17 protein-coding genes are annotated in these 22383 nt (G+C 35.6%); 11 read left to right on the forward strand and 6 right to left on the reverse strand.

All coding sequences use genetic code 11. The features are described from left to right. The first annotated feature begins 13 nt into the window (after positions 1-13). Positions 14-2281, forward strand: coding sequence for a glycosyltransferase (locus EG339_RS21105; protein WP_123871845.1), 2268 nt, complete (start codon positions 14-16; stop codon positions 2279-2281). Positions 2282-3685: 1404 nt separating this feature from the next. Here EG339_RS21105 and EG339_RS21110 read toward each other — a convergent pair. After that, positions 3686-4783, reverse strand: coding sequence for a calcium:cation antiporter (locus EG339_RS21110; RefSeq protein WP_047430088.1), 1098 nt, complete (start codon positions 4781-4783; stop codon positions 3686-3688). A gap of 469 nt (positions 4784-5252) precedes the next feature. Here EG339_RS21110 and EG339_RS21115 point away from each other — a divergent pair, with 469 nt between their 5' ends. The 6 genes from EG339_RS21115 to EG339_RS21140 all read left to right on the forward strand — a co-directional run bounded on the left by EG339_RS21115 (position 5253) and on the right by EG339_RS21140 (position 8483). Then, positions 5253-5471, forward strand: coding sequence for a hypothetical protein (locus EG339_RS21115; protein WP_047430084.1), 219 nt, complete (start codon positions 5253-5255; stop codon positions 5469-5471). Between the two features lie 138 nt (positions 5472-5609). Next, positions 5610-5948: a cupin domain-containing protein gene (locus tag EG339_RS21120; RefSeq protein ID WP_123871847.1), complete on the forward strand. Its 339-nt coding sequence runs from the start codon at positions 5610-5612 to the stop codon at positions 5946-5948. Continuing rightward, positions 5941-6171, forward strand: coding sequence for a hypothetical protein (locus EG339_RS21125; RefSeq protein ID WP_123871849.1), 231 nt, complete (start codon positions 5941-5943; stop codon positions 6169-6171). Before EG339_RS21120 ends, EG339_RS21125 begins: the two co-directional genes overlap by 8 nt. A 7-nt stretch (positions 6172-6178) precedes the next feature. Further along, complete coding sequence (locus EG339_RS21130) at positions 6179-6976, forward strand: hypothetical protein (protein WP_123871851.1); 798 nt, start codon at positions 6179-6181, stop codon at positions 6974-6976. A 43-nt stretch (positions 6977-7019) separates the two neighbouring features. Then, positions 7020-7283, forward strand: a complete 264-nt coding sequence (locus EG339_RS21135) for a hypothetical protein (RefSeq protein WP_047430076.1) — start codon at positions 7020-7022, stop codon at positions 7281-7283. Between the two features lie 765 nt (positions 7284-8048). Next, positions 8049-8483 (forward strand): Crp/Fnr family transcriptional regulator, encoded by a 435-nt coding sequence (locus EG339_RS21140; protein ID WP_123871853.1) that lies wholly within the window; start codon positions 8049-8051, stop codon positions 8481-8483. 610 nt (positions 8484-9093) lie between these two features. Here the strand turns inward: EG339_RS21140 and EG339_RS21150 are convergent. Next, positions 9094-10029 carry a LacI family DNA-binding transcriptional regulator gene (locus tag EG339_RS21150; RefSeq protein WP_123871855.1) on the reverse strand — a complete coding sequence of 312 codons (936 nt, stop codon included), beginning with the start codon at positions 10027-10029 and terminating at the stop codon, positions 9094-9096. A gap of 242 nt (positions 10030-10271) precedes the next feature. Between EG339_RS21150 and EG339_RS21155 the strand changes: the two genes are divergently transcribed. The 4 genes from EG339_RS21155 to EG339_RS21170 all read left to right on the forward strand — a co-directional run bounded on the left by EG339_RS21155 (position 10272) and on the right by EG339_RS21170 (position 15994). Beyond that, a complete protein-coding gene (locus EG339_RS21155) occupies positions 10272-12695 on the forward strand; it encodes a TonB-dependent siderophore receptor (RefSeq protein ID WP_123871856.1) in 2424 nt (807 codons plus the stop codon). Positions 12696-12760: 65 nt separating this feature from the next. After that, positions 12761-13888 carry a glycoside hydrolase 100 family protein gene (locus EG339_RS21160; RefSeq protein WP_123871858.1) on the forward strand — a complete coding sequence of 376 codons (1128 nt, stop codon included), beginning with the start codon at positions 12761-12763 and terminating at the stop codon, positions 13886-13888. 40 nt (positions 13889-13928) lie between these two features. Next, positions 13929-14579 (forward strand): hypothetical protein, encoded by a 651-nt coding sequence (locus EG339_RS21165; protein ID WP_123871860.1) that lies wholly within the window; start codon positions 13929-13931, stop codon positions 14577-14579. Beyond that, a complete protein-coding gene (locus tag EG339_RS21170; RefSeq protein ID WP_123871862.1) occupies positions 14576-15994 on the forward strand; it encodes an MFS transporter in 1419 nt (472 codons plus the stop codon). Before EG339_RS21165 ends, EG339_RS21170 begins: the two co-directional genes overlap by 4 nt. Positions 15995-16175: 181 nt before the next feature. Here the strand turns inward: EG339_RS21170 and EG339_RS21175 are convergent, their stop codons facing one another. The 4 genes from EG339_RS21175 to EG339_RS21190 all read right to left on the reverse strand — a co-directional run bounded on the left by EG339_RS21175 (position 16176) and on the right by EG339_RS21190 (position 22162). Continuing rightward, complete coding sequence (locus EG339_RS21175) at positions 16176-16694, reverse strand: DUF2911 domain-containing protein (RefSeq protein WP_123871864.1); 519 nt, start codon at positions 16692-16694, stop codon at positions 16176-16178. 34 nt (positions 16695-16728) lie between these two features. After that, on the reverse strand, positions 16729-18420 hold the full coding sequence (locus EG339_RS21180) for a sodium:solute symporter family protein (protein WP_123871865.1): 1692 nt from the start codon (positions 18418-18420) through the stop codon (positions 16729-16731). Between the two features lie 100 nt (positions 18421-18520). Further along, positions 18521-21025, reverse strand: coding sequence for a PIG-L family deacetylase (locus tag EG339_RS21185; protein WP_123871867.1), 2505 nt, complete (start codon positions 21023-21025; stop codon positions 18521-18523). A 102-nt stretch (positions 21026-21127) separates the two neighbouring features. Beyond that, positions 21128-22162, reverse strand: coding sequence for a phosphatase PAP2 family protein (locus EG339_RS21190; RefSeq protein ID WP_228459662.1), 1035 nt, complete (start codon positions 22160-22162; stop codon positions 21128-21130). Positions 22163-22383 lie beyond the last annotated feature (221 nt).

Raw genomic sequence — 22383 nt, forward strand, 5'->3', positions numbered from 1 at the left:
AATAAATATCAATATGAATAAAAATATAAAATCAGAAGTGGAGGAAAAGACAAAAAGACAATCTTTACAAAGTAATAAAAACACAATTTATCATATACCTGAAATTATCTTTATAAGCACTTTTCCTCCCAAGGTATGCGGTATTGCAACATACTGTCAGGACTTGGTACAATCCCTTAAATTAAAATTCAGAGACTCATTTAGCATCAGCATCTGCCCAATGGAAACTGAGGATGAGCATTATCAATATGAAGATGATCCAGAATATCGCTTAAATACATCCGATGCCGTATCTTATTTGGAGTTGGCTGATAAAATCAATAAGAATAACAATATTCAACTGGTTATGCTTCAGCATGAATTTGGATTTTTCAACGAAACCCCCAACGGATTACTGCTTTTTCTTCAAAATACAGAAAAAGATATCATCATTACTTTTCACACCGTTCTACCAAAACCGGATCGGGAATTAAAAGAAAAGGTAAAAGAAATCAGCAGTTTTGTAAAATCTATTATTGTAATGACCAGTATTTCTGCGGATATACTGAACAATGATTATGATATACCACCTGATAAAATTAAAGTGATACCCCACGGCACCCATTTACTGCCATTTATCGATAAAATTTCACTGAAAGCGAAATACGGATTTAATGATAAAAAAGTTCTTTCAACATTTGGTTTATTGGGTTCTGGGAAAAATATTGAAACCACTTTAGAAGCTTTGCCTGAAATTATTACAAAAAACCCCGATGTAATGTTTCTGATTATTGGAAAAACGCATCCCGGCATCATTAAATATGAAGGTGAGAAATATCGTGATTTTTTGCAGGATACTATTAAAAGGCTCCATCTGGAAAAACATACTTACTTTATCAACCAGTACCTGCCTTTAGATGAGTTGTTGGATTATCTTCAGCTTACCAATATTTATCTTTTCACTTCAAAAGACAGAAATCAGGCAGTAAGTGGTACTTTTTCCTACGCCATCAGTTGTGGCTGCCCTGTGGTTTCCACTCCTATTCCCCATGCTTTGGAAGTACTGAATGAAGACCTGGGAATCATTATTGATTTTGAAGCTCCGAAACAGCTTGCTGTTGCCGTGAATACATTACTAAAAAATGAAACTGCACAGGAAAAATTACGGTCAAATAGTTTGGAAAAAATGGCTCCCACAGCCTGGGAGAATTCCTCTATTTCACATGCCCTATTATTTCAACAATATAGCAAAGATAACATGACATTACATTATGCATTCCCCATCATCAATCTCAGCCATATCAAAAATATGACAACAGATTTTGGAATGATCCAGTTTTCTAAAATCAATAAACCTGATATCAATTCCGGGTATACTTTAGACGATAATGCCCGTGCTATGATTGTAGCCTGCGGACATTACGGACTAAACAGAGATGAATCTGACCTAGATTTAATCTCAACCTATCTAAAATTTATTAAATTTTGTCAACAACCGGATGGTAGTTTTCTTAACTATGTAAATCAAAACAAGGAATTTGCTCAACAGAATTATGAAACCAATCTTGAAGATTCCAATGGAAGAGCTATCTGGGCACTGGGATATCTTCTTTCAATAAAAGCAATCTTACCGCAGCAGTTTTCTGATGAAGCAGAATCAGTAATTGAAAAAAGCCTTCCATTGATTGAGAAAATCCATTCTACCCGGGCAATGGGCTTTATCATCAAAGGACTGCATTATCAAAATTCAGAAATCAATATTCCATTATTGAAAAAGCTGGCCAATCGTCTGGTGAAAATGTACCAGCACGAAAAACACAAAGACTGGCATTGGTTTGAAAGCTATCTGACCTATGGAAACAGTTTACTTCCCGAGGCTTTATTATGCGCATGGATTACTACCAAAGACGAAATGTACAAGCAAATTGCCAATGAATCATTCAGATTTCTGCTTTCTAAAATATTTATTAAGGGCGGCATCAAAGTAATATCCAATAAAGGATGGCTGCACAAAGAAACGATTAAAAGTCCAGAATCAATTGGTGGTGAACAGCCTATTGATGTTGCCTACACCATACTGGCCTTATCTACATTCTACAAGGTTTTTAAAGACGAAAAATATTTGCAGATGATGAGAAATGCTTTTAGTTGGTTTTTAGGAAAAAATCATTTGCATCAGATTATTTATAACCCTGCAACAGGAGGGTGTTATGATGGTCTTGAAGAGAAAAATGTGAATCTCAATCAGGGAGCGGAATCCACAGTAAGTTACCTCATGGCAAGGCTCTGTTTTCCAAAATAATTAGTTTACTTGTTTTTCAACCAGCAGCCAACCCTATGATAAAAACTCTGATATCAGTCATTTATCTGCAACTCTGTAATAAGACCTTAGGTTTATGATCTTTAAGATTTCTTCTTTTTCCAGTTCCAAATTTATACAATTATGGGCATAATCACAGATTTTTTCCCTTTTATAAAACATCACTCTCTCAGTAAGAAAAAGACTCCGGCTACTAACAATGTGTGATAACTGCAATATAAAAAACAAGCTGTAATACATAGGTTATAAAAACACCACCTTGTACTGCAGCAATTAAGTTATATTAAATTCCACGTCATGAACACAAATCATCATAAAGGTGAAAAATCTTTCAAATTCCTGAAAACTTGAATTTACAGTCAAAATAAATTTATAACTTTCTTGCAAAGAAAATTAAATATTACCACAGAATTGACGCATTAAAAAGTTATGCTTAAAAAATACCCTAAGAGCGTTAAAAATAAATGTATTATTTCTACTCCATATACGACAATAATAAATAGAATCACATGACTTGCAGTATATTAATGTAATTTATTTAGATATACATTTACTGCTCATAATAGTTGTACATTCTCATTAGTACAATTGACTCTCCCCTAAAAAGGAGGGTTTTATTATACACATTCCTCCTAGGCATTACAAAGGTTAATATCAGTAGGATAATTAAATAGGACCTTAACAAGTTTACTATATAAGTCTTTCCAGGATATGAATGTGATTATACCTCTACAGAAATCCACACATAATAGCGAGGATTTTTTATTTACACAGTTTTCGATTTCTTTTGCAAGATGTAATGACTTTTGTATGGGAAATTATAATTGCTATCTGAGGGAAGAATGATAAAGTATAGAAATGTTATGTTTTCTCAATAGCATAATTATATATTGTATCTTCACTAAGATATAAATACAATCTTGTCTTAAAAATTCCTAAAAATGTTTTTTTCAAGATATAGACACGCTCTATTGTATGTAGCTTTTGTAACTGATAATCAGTCAGAAAACATTCTATATCATCTATATTTTTTCCAATTAATTGATCTTCTGATATAATATTCTGACTTTTATCGTGGAAGTAATATTTTTTACTAGTCATATCGATAAATAATTTTTATTTGCAAAATCTTTTTTCTGTTCAGAGTACTTCTTCAAACTTTTAAAGTATTGGCTTAACCCAAGTTGTGAACCAGTTTCTATGTTATCTCATTAGTTTTTATTTGATATTTCAATATTTGGGCAATACCTTTATAATCATGAGCCTTCAAACGTTTTTTGTGGCTTCATTTGATGAAATATATTCTATATCAACCATCATATCATATAAACTAAAGATGGCCGTTTCACTATATATCAAGCTATATAATGCATAACTTAAATAGGTTTATGGTACAATTGTAATAAAAAGATAAATTAAAAAAATAGCGATCAATACAATTCCCTGCATGATATTAGTTCTGCCTGTTGCCAGTGAAACAGTAATAATAAAAAGAGACAGCCCTAAAAGTATTGTTGATTTGATATCTATCCCCAATGTCATTCTTATACCGGTTATTACAGATATAATGGCAATCGCAGGAATACTTAGTCCGATACTCGCTAAAGCTGAACCAAAAGCCAGATTTAATGAAGTTTGAATCTGATCACTTTTTGCAGCTCTGAATGCAGCCAGACCTTCCGGAAGCAGAACAATACCAGCAATAATGATACCTACAAGAGATTTAGGGGCACCCACAGAAACAACTATATGTTCAACATCCTTTGAAAGAAGTTTTGCCAGCAAAACGACTATTCCCAGGGATAAAATTAACAATATACAATTGATATACAATTGTTTTGTGGAAATTATTTTATTATTGCTTTCTACAGGCAGATTCTCGGATAATTTGTTTTGTGGAGAAATGAAAAAGCTCCGATGTCTAAAAGTTTGGATCATGGTAAATCCAAGATAAAGCCCTAAAGAAATCAAGGCGATAAAAAGCAGTTGGAGGGACGTGTATTCGCCTCCGAGGTGACTTACCGTATAATTGGGCAGAATAAGCACAAAAATAATAACAGAGGTCAGTGTAATCAGTGCCGTACTTACTCCCTGTAAGGTAAAGCTCTGTTCTCTATATCGTAAGGATCCTATGACAATACAGCTTCCAATGATTCCCGTAAGGATTATCATCACTGCAGCAAAAACCGTATCTCTGGCAAGAGTAATGGTTTCTAAACCTTTTGCTCCCATCATAATGGAAATAATAAGCCCTACTTCTATTACCGTAATGGCAAATGCCAAAAGCAAAGTTCCAAATGGTTCCCCCAAACGATGCGCAATAACTTCGGAATGGTACACCGCAGCTAAAACACTTCCTATTAAAAATAAAGTAAGAATCACAGAGTAATACCCTGAAGAAAAAACAGAATTTCCAACATAAGAGAACCATGCCAGGATAGGAATCAAAAATGTCCACATCCTTAAATATTTTTTTATATACATAAAAACATTAATAATTTTTTTACCGTTGAATTCTCTTTTGGAGAGAATCAGCAGATTTATATTCTCTTTATCAAAAACAGTTTTATAAATGATTTGAATGGGAACAGAGAGGTATGCCGGAGGTATTAAATAGTGAAAAGAAAAGAAGTGAATACGCTGGATCTTAGAGTCCAGATTGTCAGCTCAATGCAATCATTCAGCAAGGTACAAATAATTAATCACTTATTTGGAATTATTGAGTAGTATTTTAAGTTTGTAATGATTTCCTAAACTTAATAACCTTTATTACTTCATAAGGAGTCATCAAAACACTGTTTTTATGATCAACCGTATTTCAGATTCTCAAAAATAAGCTGAAATTTTGTAAAAGTGTGATATGTGCAACATAAAAGAAACAATCTGTAATACAATAGATTAATAAACACCCAACTTTGTATTGTAGCAATGAAGTTACACTAAAACCTACCTTATGGACACAAACCACAACAAAGGCAACCAATCTTTCAAAATTCCAGGAGACTGGGATGTGCAATCAAAACAATTGAAAGAAAAATTTTCAACATTAACGGACCACGACCTGAAGCTTGAAGAAGGTAAAGAAAAGGAAATGCTGGAAAGAATCGGAAACAGATTAAGAAAAAACCGTGAAGAAGTTCTCAATATTATCAAAGAAATCAATCTTTCATAAATTGTTTTCAAGGACAGTTAAAGCCTATGATGAACAATATTTATCAAAAGCTTAACTGAAAAAAGGGATGGGATATTAGACAGTTCTATCCCTTTTGTTTACAATAGATTTTAATCTTACATACTTAAACAAACTGCAATGAATCATCAAGAATTTGAAAAATCAAAAGTATATATTACCAGTCAGATAGTGGAATGCATATCAAATTCTGTATTCAATAGGACTATACTGGAAAAGCCAATGGGCAATATCAATGCCTTATCGTTTGATGAAAAAGAAGGATTACCCGAAAAAACTTCTCCTTTTGATGCTTTTGCACAAATTATTGAAGGCAAAGCAGAAATCATTATAGACGGAACTTCTTATTTTATGGAAGAAGGTGAATGCATTATCGTTCCAGCCCATAAATCTCATTCGATAAAAGGAAATAAACGCTTTAAGATAATAGTAACAATAATAAAAAGCGGCTATGAATAATCTAAACACTATATCTATTTTAACGAAAAAGATATTAAAAAAAACAGTTGAAATCCAAAAAGAATTTCCTGAACTGTATGAACTTCTAGATGAAACTCCATTATTTTTTTCTGGGAAAGAAAAAAATATTACGATAAAAGATTTAAGACAATATCTTGTTTCCCTTATCATACAACAAAAATCCTTTGAAAAAGGAACTATGAAGAAAAATGATCTACAATAAAATTCTAATGAAAAAGTTAATCAAGCATTCAAAGAGCAAATCGGGACTCAGAAATAAAAAAAATATTTCACGAAGAGCCTATTATTCCCAGTTTACTTCTCTGTTCTATCTGCGAAATACCAACATAACCTTAGAAAGAGACGCTAAAGAAATTCTTAGAATGTTAAAAGAATTACAACAGCTTATTAACAAATCAAGATTGATATTTAGCACATATTGCAGTTTAAGCCAGCATAACCTGTGGCAGTCTGTTTTAGAAGACCTGAGTGAGAACATAAAGAATATTAGAATCCAGTTTGAATATATACTGGGAAATATTATTAAAAAAAATAAAATCAATTCACTCATATTCTGGCAGCAAAACAAACTCTACACAGATGAAATGGAAGTAATCCATAAAAAACTTATTCTGTTGACTATTCAGATTTTACCGGAAGAAGAAAGATTATCTTGGAAGGTAAATATTTATAATTTTTATGATGAAATTTTTTCTTTACTTACTCCACTTATCGGGATGTGCAGGCTTGAATTAGACATTGTAGAAAAATATTCACCTAAAACCTTTAACCAAAATGTTATGGATATTATTAAAGATATTCCAGAAAATTACACATTACAGGAAGCAAAGGAATATGAACACGAATACATAAAAATATTAACTAACTACAGTCATGAATTATGTAGGAAAAATAATTTTTGGGGCAGCTTATTGTATATCCTTTCAGGCGGCTTGTACCCATTACCATCAGAACGTACCTTAACTAAAAAAAGGATCTACAGAAAAATAAAAGATAAGCTTTCTTGACAAAGCCTCAACCTAAATTTTACATCCTATTAAATAGTTTACAATGAAAACAATACATCTCTTCCGGTTTAACGATTCTATTTTCCGTAAAATTCCTTTCTTCAAAGAAGAAAATAGGCTGAAAACCGATGTAACAGAAATTGATTTAATGAATATTGAAATAGTAACTGAATATATTGTGAAAACCCATGATGACTTTAGCTTCGACAACACATCAGTAAATGATCTTTTATCGATGTGCAAGAAAGCTCAAAGAATAATTGAACATTACTTTATTTTAGGAGTTAATGGTTATGATGTTATTTGACAATTACTAATCAAACCTTATTCAGATAAGGAATTAAATGGAATTAATCCAATATACTATCATTACTATTATTTTTTTGGTAGTGTCTCATTAACTGTGTAAGTTAAAAAGTTATTCTGGAAAATTTTGAGCCCCTTAGAGCTCAAAAAATTTTACGGAAATAACTTTTTATTATTTTTTAACCATTACATAGTTATGATAGACAAAGAAGACTTATTAAACGATAAGGATTTCTATAGGTCCTTTCTAAATTTCCCACCAAATGTTTCGAAATCTCTTCGTTTATGGGTACAAGAACGAACAGCCAAATAAACAGTTATTATTCCAACATTAATTTCTACAAGTGTTTAAAACTTAATTGCATTAAACAAAAGTCTAATAGAATTTGTATGATAAATTGGGGGGACATAATTCATTTTTAATTTTGCTTAATCTAACCAAATAATCAATAAAAGTGTTTGAAGATACGCTCGTTAAGGTCACACAAAAAACCAAATGGCGTCACTTTAAGACAAGTGGCGCCATTTCTAATATACTATTCTGCAAATTTTCTATTTTGAACTATCCAATATTTATTATCTAAAATCATAATGGACAAAAGGAAATGTAACAATGTTCTTTATTTCAGCAATTCAGACGGTATTCTCAATTTTTCTTTCATGATCAGAAATTATAATTAATAATCAATTTCCTAATATAGATTATTTTTAACAATCTTGATTGTAATGATAACTTTCAGTATATTTATATTTACAATTATAACTAATGTACGACACTTTAATTGAATACATCAATTCACGGGTCTCTAGACCTTTAGCAGCTAATGAAATTAACATTATAAAAAATAATTTTGTTCCTTATAAACTCAAAAAACGGGAATTCTTTTTGCATGAAGGGGATGTAAGTAGTTATATGGGATTTCTTGCTAAGGGTTCCATGAAAAAATACAGTACAGATATTAAAGGTACCGAACATATCATAAGCCTTTATATTGAAGGCTGGTGGGTAGGTGATCGTGAAAGTTTTGAAAAACTTTCACCCTCTTCCTTCAATATTGAGGCATGTGAAGATGCTGATTTATTGGTCTTAACAAAACAAGCCGGAGAAGAAGTATTCACACTTCCTATTATGCATGAACTCACCCGTCATTTAGACCAAAATATTCTTTCGCCACTCAGAAAAGAATCAATGCTGCCATAAGTATGACAGCAGAAGAACGATATAATATGCTCATTGATAGCTACCCTGAGTTTTCGCAACGATTTCCACAGCATCTGATTGCATCATATTTAGGTATTACGCAGGAAACGCTGAGCAGAATTCGATCCCGAGCGGTCAAAAAATAATCAGGCTTTATTGACAATAGGAATTACCTTTGTCCCAATTAATTCAATGCCCCTAAGCATATCATCTTGATTCAGTCCGGGATTATCCATCTGAAATGTAAATCTTGATATACCGCCTAACGCCTCACTATGCCATAAAATCTTTCTGCAACTTCTTCTGGATCACCAATAACATAAGCCCGGTAGGAGCAGACTGAACTTCAAACATAAGGGAACAATGACATCAGTGTAAATTAAAAACAAATAATACACAACAGCAGTTTTGGTGTAAAAGGCATTAGAAATAAACTGAATATCAACTTTGATTGTTTTAAACGCCTAAAATGAAATTATCTGATAGAAATGAACTTGGTAATTCATTATTAATTTGGCTCAAACGAACAAATCATCAACAAAAGTGTTTGAAGATATGCTCGTTGAACTCACAAGACCAACATTTGAAGATTTCACTCTTTGATGCCGGTCTAAATTTTGCTTCCTTTTATTATTTCCAAAATTTTTGATGCTGCCATTGCTCCCATATGATAACCATCATTAATGATACATTCATAAGAATCATCAAGGTACTTGGGGAGAATCCCCTCTGTGATAGCAATTACCTTTATTGCAGATGTTTGTAATTTACTTTTAATTAATGAACTGTGTAATCCTGCAAGAGTTTCATCACTCATGGCAAAATAGCCATCAAAATGTTCATCATTAAGAATTGTATTGAGTTGATATTTTACATCTTCAGCAGATTTACAGTATATAACCCTGCATTTTATTTCCGGATGTTCTTTTAGTTTTTCAAGAAAGAAATCTCTCCTGGTTTGTGTTATTTTCAAGTTTTCATCACCAAAAACGGCAAGTATTCTTTTACAGTTACTTTCTATCAGCTTTTCAGCAGCCATCCTTACATTCAGGCCATTATCAAAAACAATTTCATCGAAATGATTTTGCGAAATAGTCTTATCAAATATAACAATAGGAAGCTCAATGTCTTTAGCTTTCTGCAGGTGGGAAAGATCTTTTGTATATTTTGTAAGAGAAATAAGGATACCATCTACACGGGAATTAATGCAGGTCATAATATTTTCCTTTTCCATCTTTAAAGATTCTTCCGATGATAACAAAAAAAAATGATATCCTTCTCTGTGAAGCACATGAGATATCCCTTTAATAATAGAAGGAATAAAAAACATTGACATTTCAGGGATAATAAGCCCAATCACTTTTGATGATTTCTTTCGGAAATTGATGGCGAAATCATTCGGGATATAATTAAAAGCCTCTGCTGCCTCTTTTACTTTAAGCTTTACAGCATTACTGATATCAGGATGATCCTTCAGCGCTCTGGATACTGTAGATATACTGATATTGAGCATTTCAGCAATGTCTTTTATTGTGACTCTTTTCATTTTAAGTTAATTGAGGCAATTTTTGGGTTAATTTAGTGATGTTTTGGAGGTAAATCTAAGTTAAAAAATGTTAATTTAAACAAAACAAAAGTTAAATAAAAGTTAAAATTAAATTAAGTTATCCACCGCAAACGTTTGCGCAAACGTTTGAATTTAATAATAATTTAACATAGAGGATAAAGTTCATTTTACATAGGGTAAAAAAAATACTTTTAGACCATAATTAAAAACTCCTAAAAAATATGGAATCAAAGATTTTTACCAGACTTCTCATTTTGGGTGCTATGAATACAGCTGCATTTATGTTTTCCCAAAGTACAGAAAATGATACAATTGCAAAAGGTAAAGCAATTGATGAAGTAGTGATTACAGGAAATTCCAATCCTAAAGCTTCTATTAAAACCAGTACTTCTATATCCACTTTAAAAATGAAAGATATAGAAAACTCAGCTCCCAGAACTACAGCCGAAATTTTCCGCACGATTCCGGGAATCCGTTCAGAATCTTCAGGTGGTGAAGGTAACTCCAATATTACAGTAAGAGGAGTTCCGGTTTCAGCAGGAGGCTCCAGATATCTTTTGATTCAGGAAGATGGCCTACCAGTTATGCAGTTCGGAGATATTGCTTTCGGAACCCAGGACCAGTTTACAAGATTCGATTCTTTTGTTTCCAGAGTGGAAGCATTAAGAGGAGGTTCTGCATCAGTTTTTGCCAGTAATTCTCCTGCGGGAATTATCAATTTTATTACCAAAACAGGGGAAAAGGAAGGCGGAAGCATCACTCAGCAATTAGGTCTGAACTATAAAAATTACAGAACAGATTTCGATTACGGAACACAAATCGCAGACAATACATTTTTAGCTTTGGGAGGTTTCTACAGAATCGGGGACGGGCCAAGAAAAACAGGTTTCAATTCTAATAACGGCGGACAGTTCAGAGTCTCCATACTGAGAAAATTCGGGAAAGGAAGTTTCAGAATTTATGCTAAATTTCTGGATGACAGAACTGCAGCCTATATGCCAATGCCGGTTGCCGTTTCAGGAACAGATGCAGACCCGAAATGGTCTTCTTTATCCAACTACAACATCCTGAATGGCGCTTTACAGACCATCAATTTACAGCACGACAGAACACTAGGGAACGACGGAAATATCTTCAACAGTGATATTTCAGACGGAATGCATTCCATTTCAAAAACGATAGGCGCTGAATTCAATTATGATCTGGGAGAAGGCTGGAAATTTGAAGATAGAATCCGTTATTCAGCAAACAATGGACAATTTATAGCCCCATTCCCTGCAAGCGTAAGCAAAGGAAGCGATTTCTTTACAGCAGCTAACTTTACCAATTTTGGAAGTGCAGTTTACTCAGGAACCAACACTCCGGTTGATATGAATGCTTATTATATGAAATTGGCACTTTTCAATGTAAAGCTTAATAACTTCAATAATTTTGTGAACGATTTTAACATCAGCAAAAAATGGAGCAATGTGAAGTTTAATGCAGGATTGTACAAAGCTACACAAAACATCAATATGGACTGGATGTGGAACAATTATATCCAGGAAGTAAGCGACAGCAATGCAAGGCTGGTAGATGTTAAGAACCTTTCAGGAGCTTTCATCACAGATCAGGGGCTGCTTAATTATGGAATGAAAGACTGGGGAAATTTAAAAAGAAACTACAATACAAAATATGATATTACCGCCCCTCATGCACAGATCGAAATTAACGCAACTGATAAATTAACAATTGACGCAGGAGCAAGATACGATATCGGAAAAGTAACTGGTACTTTCTCAGGAGGAACAGTTACGTACACAAGCCGTGATATGAACGGAAACGGAGTCATTGATATTCCTGAACAAATGGTTGGTTCCAATGATAACATCAATGTTCCCGTAAACTACAGATATGGAATTTTCGGTTATTCAGTAGGTGCTAATTACGCTTTGAACAGTAAAAATGCAGTATTTGCAAGAGTAAGCCAGGGCGGAAGTGCTTCTGCGGACAGAATTTTATTCTCAGCATACAACTATACCAATAATGACGACCCTGGGCTGGATGCAGTAAAAGTAAACAAAGTAAATCAGGTGGAAGCCGGTTACAAACTGAGAGGAGCAGGATATTTACTGAACACTACTCTTTTCTATGCAGGAACTAAAGAAGCGAATTATGAAGCAACTACGCAGAGAAAAACAGAAAACAAATACCAGTCTCTTGGGATAGAATTAGACGGATATTACAGAATTACAAAAGGTTTTGACATCAAAGCAGGACTTACCTATACCCACGCAGAAATTAAAAATGCACTTGATCCTACTATTGTTGGAAACACGCCCAGAAGAACCCCTAAATTCATGTACTCTGTAAACCCTAACTTCAATGTTGATAAGCTGAACGTTGGTTTCTACCTGATTGGCGCTACAAAAGCGTACACTCAGGATTCAAACAAACTGATCATGCCCGGTTATGCGATTGTAAACCCTTATATTTCTTATCAGCTGATGAAAAATCTTTCGGTAAGCGTAAACGCAAACAACATCTTCAACACAATTGCAGTTACAGAAGCTGAAGAAGGATCTATCGCAGGAGGAAACGGAATCGTAAGAGCAAGAACGCTTCCGGGAAGCAGCTACAGCGCAACTGTAAAATTTGACTTTTAATACTTTTACCTTAAATGTGGAATGAATGAAAGTTTATTCCGCATTTCTTCAAAAAAAAATAAAATATGTTTAAACGGGAAGCCATTGAAATTATAAAGAAGGCCATTACAGAAGAAGGAATTCTGGCATCTGCACAACAGAGAGACAATTACGCAAGAGTCTGGGCAAGAGATTCTATGATGACGGGATATGCCGGAATTTTAATACATGATGAGGAAATTCTCGCCGGATTGGAAAAATCTGTTCTTACACTCGCTAAACATCAGGCGGAAAACGGGCAGATCCCTTCCAACGTAGTTAATGATAAGGCAAGCTACGGAACACACGTAGGAAGAACCGATGCCACCACCTGGTGGGTCGTTACAACGTGTGAATACCTTAAAATAACACGAAACCAGGAGCTTAAAAAAGGGCTGAAAGAAAATATTTATAAAGCCCTTTCCTGCCTTAAAAGCTGGGAATATAATCAGAGAGGATTGGTTTACAGTCCGTTGGGCGGAAACTGGGCAGACGAATATGTAACTTCCGGATATACTTTGTATGACAACGTTCTCAGATATTGGGCTCTAAAAAATGCCGCTGAAATGTATGATGATAGAACATTAAAAACTTTAGCCGAAAACACAAAAAATCTGATTCAGGAGAATTTTTATAAAACTAAAAACAGCTCAGATTCAGCTAAATATCATGAAACAGCTTATGCAAAAGTTGCAGCAAAACCCTATTTCTGCGCTTCACTGAATGCAAACGGATATGACGTACGTTTCGATCTGGCAGGAAATGCGCTCGCTCTTTTGCTTGGCTTTGACCTTGATGTAAATGCTTTTTCGGAATTTCTAAATGAAGTAAAGAATGAATTCAGACATTGGATGCTTCCCGCATTTTATCCGGTAATTTTCCCCGGAGATGATGACTGGCGTCTGCTGGAAAACAACTACAGCTACAGTTTCAAAAACGAACCGTACCATTTCCATAACGGTGGTTCATGGCCAATATTTTTAGGCTGGCTCTGTCTCGGGCTGAAACATAAAGGAGTAAAAGATATTCCTCAAATGATTCTCAAACAATACGAAGAATTAATGGCTGAAAAAGGTGAGCATTTCAGGGAATATTATTCCACAGATCAGTTATTGCCATTGGGAACAGAACAGCTTTGCTTTTCTGCATCAGGATATCTTTTAATGACTTATTAAAAGAATTACTTTCAATTTTTTTCATCTTAAAAAAGCAAAAATGGTTGGCGATATTATACAATTAGAAGAAAAACATCTGGCAACAGCCAAAGAGATAACAGCAATATTGAAGAAGCGTTTTTCATTCAACGGAAAACAGAAAATTGCAATAGGAATTGCGGGAGAAAGCGGAAGCGGAAAGTCTGTAACAGCTTTTGCAATACAAAAAATTCTGGAGCAGGAGAATATAAAAAGTCTGGTTTTACAGATGGACGATTATTTTAAGCTGCCCCCGAAAACCAACCATGAAAACCGTTTAAAATCTCTTGAAAATGTGGGCATCCAGGAAGTGGATCTTGAAAAGCTGTCTCAGAATATAAAAGATTTTAAAACAGGAGTTTCGGAAATTGAAAAACCATTGGTGTATTACAGCGATAATATAATCAGCAATGAAAAAATTAATGTTTCGGAGTACGAAGTTATTATTGTAGAGGGAACCTATATTCTTGAGATCGAAAAATTTGATTTTAAAATCTTCATAGACCGCAATTATAAAGATACCCACGAAAACCGTATGAAGCGCAATCGTGATGAGCAAAGCGAGTTTGTAGAAAAAGTTCTGGAAATTGAACATCAGATTATCCGTAGTTTCAAAAATAATGCAGACCTTATTCTTGGAAAAAACTATGAACTTGTAAACACAGATTTATGAACGTAAAAAGAATCATTCCGCGGCTGAGTTTCTGGCAGATCTGGAATATGAACGTCGGATTTTTTGGGATTCAGTACAGTTTTGGACTTCAGCAGACTGCGGTTAATCCTATCTATTCTTTTCTGGGAGCCCACGCAGAGCAGCTTCCCATCCTCAATCTGGCGGGCCCTATTACGGGTTTGCTGATCCAGCCTTTAATTGGAGCAATCAGCGATAAGACCTGGAGCCCAAAATGGGGACGTAGAAAACCGTTCTTTTTATTAGGAGCATTATTTTGCAGTATTGCCCTGTTTTTATTTCCTTTCAGTTCTACAATCTGGATGGCCGCAGGACTTTTATGGATTCTGGATGCGGCAAACAATACAGCAATGGAGCCTTACCGCGCTTTTATCGGAGACAAACTTCCCGAAGATCAGCAGACTTTTGGTTTTCAGATGCAGAGTTTATTTGTAGGTGCGGGAATCACGCTTGCAAATCTTTCCTTATTTGTTTTTCAGAAATATTTAGGCGGTAATTCTGCAAACGGAGGAATTCCTGTATGGGTTTATTATTCTTTTTTTCTGGGTTCTTTCTGTTCAATTGCATCTGTAGCGTGGTCTGTGTATAAAACGCCTGAAATTCCACCAACGGAAGAGGAAATTGAAGAACTAAGAATAGCAAAAGAAAAAAGTACATTTTTTACACCTTTTATAGAAATCATTGTCGCAATCAGAGAAATGCCGAAAGTTCTTTGGCAGCTTGCTTTGGTGTATCTTTTCCAATGGTATGCACTTTTTGTGTATTGGCAGTTCATTACGCCAATGCTCAAATGGTCACTGTACGGAATTTCCGAAGCCGAAGAAACAAAAGCCAATAATTTACTCGAAAGTGCTAAAAAAGGAGCTTCTATTGCCGTTTCCGACTTAAGTTGGGCTAAAGGAATTCTTCACCAGGTGGAAGTTGCGGTAGGGCAAACAGGATTAATGAATGGTTCATACAATATTGTTACGATGCTTTCTGCTTTGCTTCTGGTTCCTTTTGCGAAAAAATTCGGTTCTAAAAACACGTACATATTCTGTCTTTTACTCACAGGCTTAGGCATTATCACCCTGCCTTTTATTAAAAATGAATATTTGATCCTGCTTCCTATGATCGCATTGGGAATTGGCTGGGCTTCAATGATGGGGTTGCCGTATTCTATGGTTTCTCCATCAATTCCGCACAGCAAAAGAGGGATTTATATGGGCGTGATCAATATGATGATCGTCATTCCGATGCTTATCCAGACTTTGTCTTTTGGGCCTATTTTTAATTTTCTTTTGAATAATAACCCTTCCACAGCAATTATGGTTTCCGGAATATTATTTTTGACTGCAGGAGGATGTGTATTTTTTATTAAACCTGATATCCCTAAAGCGAATCATACCTTATTATAAAATTCACCCTTCATTTATTTTAAGATTCATTATCAATAATCTGGTATTCAATACATCATTCACGAAATTCTTACTCTATTGGATAAACAGACTGAAATTGCCTCAATACCAGTGTATTACACAAAGCCGAAACTTTAAACAAAAAATCCCGGATAAACCGGGATTTCATTGCTCATTCAAATTATTTTATCTCTACAGGAACCGAGATTTTGTCCCAATCCATTGTGAATCCATTACTGTTTATCTTATACACTAAATTTTCCTGCGTAGCTGGTAAAGCTTTTGTTTTTACATCAACACGTAAAGCATCTTTTGCCTGTTCATATTTATAGGCACCCCATTGTTTGGGCTCTTTGTTAAAAATCGCAGTCCATGTTCCGGACTGTTTAGGGATTAAGAAAAAGCTGTATTTTCCTGCAGGCAGTTTTTTACCCTGAACGGTAATGTCTTTATCCGTTTCAAAAGTTGTTGCTTCATTGGCCCCCGCACGCCAAACTTTATCATAAGCTTCCAAACCTCCCCAGATAGTACGTCCTTTCACAGAAGGACTACTATAGTTTATTGTAATGGTGGCATCTTTAATTTTTCCTGTAGCAGTAGCCGGAGGGCTGGCAGGTTTTTTAGTGTCCTGTGCAAAGGCATTTACTGAAAGCGTCATGGTAGCAAGAAGTACAGTTGCAGATTTAATAATCGTTTTCATAATATTTTATTTATTTGTTTTTATTATTGTTTGTTTACGAATTTACTGTTTTCTGTTTATAAAACAGTAAACCAATTGCAGAAAATATAATGACCGCTGCAGCCCCGATTACGTTAAGCCAAAGAAAAGAAACGATATCGAACTGATACACGGCAATAACCACAATTTCTGATAGTATTGCAGCAATAAATACATTTGAGCCGGTAATTTTTTTATAGTAAAATGCCACAAGAAAGATCCCCAATATCGGACCGTAGAAAAGAGAACCCAATACATTAACCGCCTCAATAAGGGAACCCATCTGAGTAGCAAACATAGCTACGCCGATGGAGAAAATCCCCCAGGCTAAAGTGTGCAGGCGGCTGTATTTCAATTCAGTTTTCTCATCAGGAATTTCTTTGCTGAATATTAAATGAACATCTTTTAACGAGCAGGCGGCAAGGGAATTCAGCGCTGCCGAAATGGAACCCCAGCTGGCCAGAAAAATGACGGCAAACAGTAAACCGATCATCCCTGCAGGCAAGGTATTTTTTACGAAATACAGGAAAATATAATTGGTATCCGTTTTCTCTGCATTATAGTTTGAATTATTGATCGCTTCCTCTACTCTTCCATGTAATGCTTTTACCTGCGTTTGTGTATTTTTAAAATCCTGAATTGTTTTTGGGAGTTGCGGAGAATGAGTTTCTTTCAGCTTTAGGATTTCTTTCGATTCTGCATTAAATTTTATTTGTAAATCCTGATGCTCTTTTTCAAAAACCGCAGCCTGTTCAGGTTGACTTTCCTTTAAATACTGATAAGAGCGTTCGTTAAAATAAATCGGAGCCGGCTTCAGAGAAAAGAAAGCGAAAAGCAAAGCACCAATCAGAAGAATAGCAAACTGCATCGGAATTTTAACCAAACCGTTCAACAGCAGACCCATTTTTGCGTTGGTATTATCTTTCGCCGTGATATATCTTCCCACCTGGCTCTGATCTGTACCGAAATAAGAAAGTGCCAGAAAAAAACCCCCAATCAATCCGCTCCAGATATTGTATTTGTCTTTCCAGTCGAATTCTGTGGTGATAACATTGAGCTTTCCAGATTTTCCCGCCAGATACAGTGCATCATTAAAACCAATTCCATCCGGCATATTCTGAATCAGCAGATACCCCGCAAAAGCCATTGTTCCCAGGATAATGAGAAACTGTAATTTCTGGGTATGAGCAATCGCTTTTGCCCCGCCAACATAGGTATAAATCATCAGGATACCGCCTGTTAAAACATTGGTTACATAAATATTCCAGTTTAAAACGCTTGATAAGATGATACTCGGAGCGTAAATACTGATTCCTGTTGACAAGCCTCTCGAAAAAAGAAATAGCAGTGAAGTGAGTACCCTTGTTTTTTTATCAAAACGGTTTTCCAGATACTCATAAGCCGTGTAAACATTCAAGCGCTGAAAAATCGGGATGAAAGTAATACAGATCACAATCATCGCCAGAGGCAGACCAAAATAATACTGAACGAAACGCATGCCGTCTGTATAAGCCTGGCCCGGTGCTGAAAGAAATGTAATGGCACTTGCCTGTGTAGCCATAATCCCGATAAGTACAATATACCACGGCATTTTGTTGTCTGCTTTCAGATAAGATTCGTTGCTTTTCTGGCCACGGCCGATAAATACACCGTAAACCACCACTGCAACCAGTGTAATAATGAGAACTGTCCAATCTATACTACTCATGCCCAGAATTTAGTAAACCAATAATAAAATGCGATCTGAACTACCAATGCAACGGCTAATAAGACGTACCAGGTATTCCAATTTTTAAGTTTCTTGTTCATCAGTTTTTCTGTGCGGATAAAAAGTTAAAAAATAAACGTGCCGCCCCAACATTTCCCGCAGGCAGCTGCCTGAAAAATGCCAACGGGGTATAAATAAAATTACCTTTCCCGTATTTGGCATATAAAGTGGATCCTTTCAGCGGCTCTTCATCCGTATCATGCATTTCAAAAAGCGGTTCATACGCTGTATCCCATTGGGCAGGGAAATAGGCACCACGCTCCTGTACCCAGCCTTTGAAATCATCCGCAGTAATTTTGTTCGGGAAGTTCAGTAATTTATGATTGGGATTTAAAAATGTAACCGCAGCATTTTCTTCAGTAACGCGTTTATTGGCAATACTGAAATTATACATTCCCAATTGGTCAACGGTAGTATCCTGATTGGTATTGTACTGCATCACCAGATTACCTCCTGCTTTCACATAAGACCATAAAAAAGGCATCCAACGACCTAACTTTTTCTCTGTATTATTGGCACGAACACCAAGCACGATAGCATCATATTGCAACAGTTTGTTTTGAGTACCATTCTCCCCGGATTCATCTATGCTGCCATAAAAATCTCCGTCTTTCAAAACATCTACCTGAACGCCTGCAATGCGCAGGAATTCAGGAATAAAATCTCCTGCACCTTCTATATATCCAACTTTTTTAACCTTCGCCTGAATATCCCCTTTCATTACGGTTACCGTGGCAGGGGTGAAATATTGTAAGGAAGGTAAATGCGGATACTGGATTAATACTTGCTTCTTATTATAAATTACTCCATCTGCAACAAAATTGGCATCCAATTGCAAACGGGATGAGTTTATTGAGGCAAGCTTAGTTTTTGGAATAATATAATCAATGGTAAAATCTTTTCCATTGAACGAATTGACATCAGTGCCTCCTACCCTTTCTCCGTTATACATAAGGTTCAGAACACCTTTATTGAACTGTTTGCTGGAATTAACCTTAAGATTTAAGCTCAGATGTAAATCTTCATTTTCTTTAACCAGATAAAGCGGTTGCGTGAATTTCAGTTCCAAAGCAGGAACAATACGCAAGGCCTCAACCACATCACCGCGCACCGGATCTAATTTCTTGAATGATAAAGGAAGCTTAACCTGAAACTTTTCCGTACCGATTTTTAAACCAACCCAAACATTCAGTGGGGATTCTGCCTCAGGCAAACCGATTAGAGTTTTATCCGGAACAGAGAAAGTAGCTGCGTTCACAGGTGGTTTTGCCAGCCAGTAAGGTTCTGTAAGGGCTGCCTCCGTAGGAATCTGAATGTCATGCTGAATGGTAATTAAAGAATCTTTTGATAACACTCTGTTGAAATTTTCTGATTGATTTAACCATTTAACCTCATCTAAAACGACAGGATTGGCAGCTCTTGAAATCAGATTTAACCTTAAATTATAATGATCTCCGGCAACCGCTTCAGCCTGATGGGTAACCACCTCACCCATAAACCCTGCACAACTTAAAATAATGTTGTCAAGAGATTTAATTTTATCCTTTTTCTGGTCTGAATCATTTAGCACCATGACCTTTTTTCGCAAAGCAAGCAATGCAGGTAAGCTCTGGGCTGGTTCATTAAAATTGAAAGCCGAAATGATTTTATCCAATGCCTGGTCGATATCAGCATTTCCCTGTGAAGTCCATGTTTTAACCACTCCGTCAAAAAGTGTTGTTTTTGCAGGCTCACCGGCAACATGGGCAAAATATTCTGTTCTGATGCCGGCTACAGACTGTGTTCCTGCACCCTGGCTTTTATGCAAACTCCTGCTTAATCCTGCCAGTTCACCATAGCCCATCCCCAGTTGCGCATCATATTGTCCAACGGTAACTTTCAGCTGATTTTCAGCAGTTGTATTAACCCCACCAAAGCGGAAAGTATTCCATAATACACGTTTTGGCTGCCATACATTAACATATTTCAGTTGATCCGGGAAAGCGGTTTTATCTCCTGCCAGCTTAAAAGCTTTTTCCGCAATCACCGCTGAAGCCGCATGCTGCCCGTGGCCTGCCGCAGCATTAGGAGGAAAACGGCAGATGATAACATCCGGACGGAATTGACGGATTACCCAAACCACATCCGCTGTAATGCTGTCTGCATTCCATTGTTTAAAGGTATCTGTCGTGTTTTTGGAAAACCCGAAATCAATTGCACGGGTAAAAAACTGTTGGGCACCGTCTAATTTTCTTGCCTCCAAAAGCTCATGTGTTCTAATTAAGCCCAATGCAGCACCCTGCTCTGTACCTAATAAGTTCTGACCACCATCACCTCTGGTTAAAGACAGATAGCCTGTTTCTACATTCTGTTCGTTGATTAACCAGGAGAGCAATCCCGTATTTTCATCATCGGGATGGGCCGCAAGGTATAAAACTTTAGGAAGATGTTTAAGCGTTTTGAGTTCGCGGTAAATTTCAGATGATTTGGAAGGCCGGACCTGCTGGGCCGAACAAAAAACCGTATAAAAGCCAAGAATAAATACAGTGCTTACTTTTTTGAACATTTGAATTTGCTTTGCAGGCAAATATAAGTAAATCATCTTTCTTTCAACCTCTCAAAAAAGCACTTAGCAAATTCAAAAACATTAAGAGGGGTCTTACCATACTTAAAAATTGAAAACTAATCCCACTCCACTGTTCTTAGGTTGTAAAACAGGATAAATAAAAGCAATACTTTTGGAATCTTTTTTATTAAGCATTTTATTGATTGTAGGAAATAACCAATAAGCTATTTCCGTACTCAGAATCCCAAATCCTGCTCCCCCTATAATGTCTCCAAGCCAATGCTTGTCATTCAACATCCTGTAAACCCCTGTAAAAATGGCAATCGGATAGCCTGAAATAGCAAGCCAAAAATTCTCATCCTTATACTCCCGGAAAAGAAACTGAGCCGATGAAAAAGCCGTTGCTGTATGCCCTGAGGGAAAAGACAGGGAGTTGGAACCATCCGGACGCTCTTCTTTCACCAGGTATTTCAGAGGCATAACAAAAGCAGCAGACAACAACTGGGAAGTTCCATAAATGATAGTTCTTTCTTTAAAATTATGCTTTCCTTTAATCCCCGCAAGGTTATATCCATAAACCATTACGGCAGGTAAATACTGGGTATAATTGTCCAGCTTAATTTTACTTGGCTGATGTTCTCCTATCTCGTATTTTGTAGACCTGTTAAGATCTTTGAGAGCACCAGAAGTTAAACTTACCACACCATATCCGATAAAAACTGTCGGAACAATCAGTTTTTTGTAATTCGGCTTATAAATACTGCTGCTATATACAGAATCCTGACGTGCAGACACCGAAGAATCGGCCTTAATCTGTCCATAAAAAATAGCCGGAAAGAATAAAGTAATCAAAACCAGTGATAACCGTTTCATAAATATTTTTTGAATTTTAAACTTAAGTGAAATAATATCTGACTTCATTCCTAAATATTGCTGATAAGGAGCAAAATATTCAGTTATCTGAATTTTATGTTTTCCGTACAACTCTGAGACAAGATAATGTTGACAGTTGAAATCTTTTTCCACAATTATATCACCGGAAACGGTTATCATTTCCCCTGACTGTATCAAAGATTGGGAATAATCATTCAGACATTGATACATTCCGATATTTCCCAGATGTTTCCAATAATTCATTTTCAAAATTTGTATTAAATATCAAAAATATACTGTTCACAAATAAAATTGAGTGACCTATATCCTTTTTTAATTTGATTTAGATCATGTTTTGCTCAGCATAAATATTTTAGTTTTACACAAAACATAATTTTGGATTTAATGAAAATACTATCTACCTGTTTCTGCTGTATAAAGCAGCCAGCAGACAAATGAATTCATGAGAAACTTCTGTTTCAGAA

It is taken from the genome of Chryseobacterium bernardetii, from assembly GCF_003815975.1.
GTDB lineage: Bacteria > Bacteroidota > Bacteroidia > Flavobacteriales > Weeksellaceae > Chryseobacterium > Chryseobacterium bernardetii.

Bases quoted from the DNA above. Each gene is read 5' to 3' on its own strand.
- EG339_RS21180 (WP_123871865.1), bottom strand. From the start codon at position 18,420: ATGAGTAGTATAGATTGGACAGTTCTCATTATTACACTGGTTGCAGTG.
- EG339_RS21190 (WP_228459662.1), bottom strand. From the start codon at position 22,162: ATGAATTATTGGAAACATCTGGGAAATATCGGAATGTATCAATGTCTG.
- EG339_RS21150 (WP_123871855.1), bottom strand. From the start codon at position 10,029: ATGAAAAGAGTCACAATAAAAGACATTGCTGAAATGCTCAATATCAGT.
- EG339_RS21160 (WP_123871858.1), top strand. From the start codon at position 12,761: ATGTTTAAACGGGAAGCCATTGAAATTATAAAGAAGGCCATTACAGAA.
- EG339_RS21115 (WP_047430084.1), top strand. From the start codon at position 5,253: ATGGACACAAACCACAACAAAGGCAACCAATCTTTCAAAATTCCAGGA.
- EG339_RS21130 (WP_123871851.1), top strand. From the start codon at position 6,179: ATGAAAAAGTTAATCAAGCATTCAAAGAGCAAATCGGGACTCAGAAAT.
- EG339_RS21120 (WP_123871847.1), top strand. From the start codon at position 5,610: ATGAATCATCAAGAATTTGAAAAATCAAAAGTATATATTACCAGTCAG.
- EG339_RS21155 (WP_123871856.1), top strand. From the start codon at position 10,272: ATGGAATCAAAGATTTTTACCAGACTTCTCATTTTGGGTGCTATGAAT.
- EG339_RS21185 (WP_123871867.1), bottom strand. From the start codon at position 21,025: ATGTTCAAAAAAGTAAGCACTGTATTTATTCTTGGCTTTTATACGGTT.
- EG339_RS21175 (WP_123871864.1), bottom strand. From the start codon at position 16,694: ATGAAAACGATTATTAAATCTGCAACTGTACTTCTTGCTACCATGACG.
- EG339_RS21110 (WP_047430088.1), bottom strand. From the start codon at position 4,783: ATGTATATAAAAAAATATTTAAGGATGTGGACATTTTTGATTCCTATC.
- EG339_RS21165 (WP_123871860.1), top strand. From the start codon at position 13,929: ATGGTTGGCGATATTATACAATTAGAAGAAAAACATCTGGCAACAGCC.
- EG339_RS21125 (WP_123871849.1), top strand. From the start codon at position 5,941: ATGAATAATCTAAACACTATATCTATTTTAACGAAAAAGATATTAAAA.
- EG339_RS21140 (WP_123871853.1), top strand. From the start codon at position 8,049: ATGTACGACACTTTAATTGAATACATCAATTCACGGGTCTCTAGACCT.
- EG339_RS21170 (WP_123871862.1), top strand. From the start codon at position 14,576: ATGAACGTAAAAAGAATCATTCCGCGGCTGAGTTTCTGGCAGATCTGG.
- EG339_RS21105 (WP_123871845.1), top strand. From the start codon at position 14: ATGAATAAAAATATAAAATCAGAAGTGGAGGAAAAGACAAAAAGACAA.
- EG339_RS21135 (WP_047430076.1), top strand. From the start codon at position 7,020: ATGAAAACAATACATCTCTTCCGGTTTAACGATTCTATTTTCCGTAAA.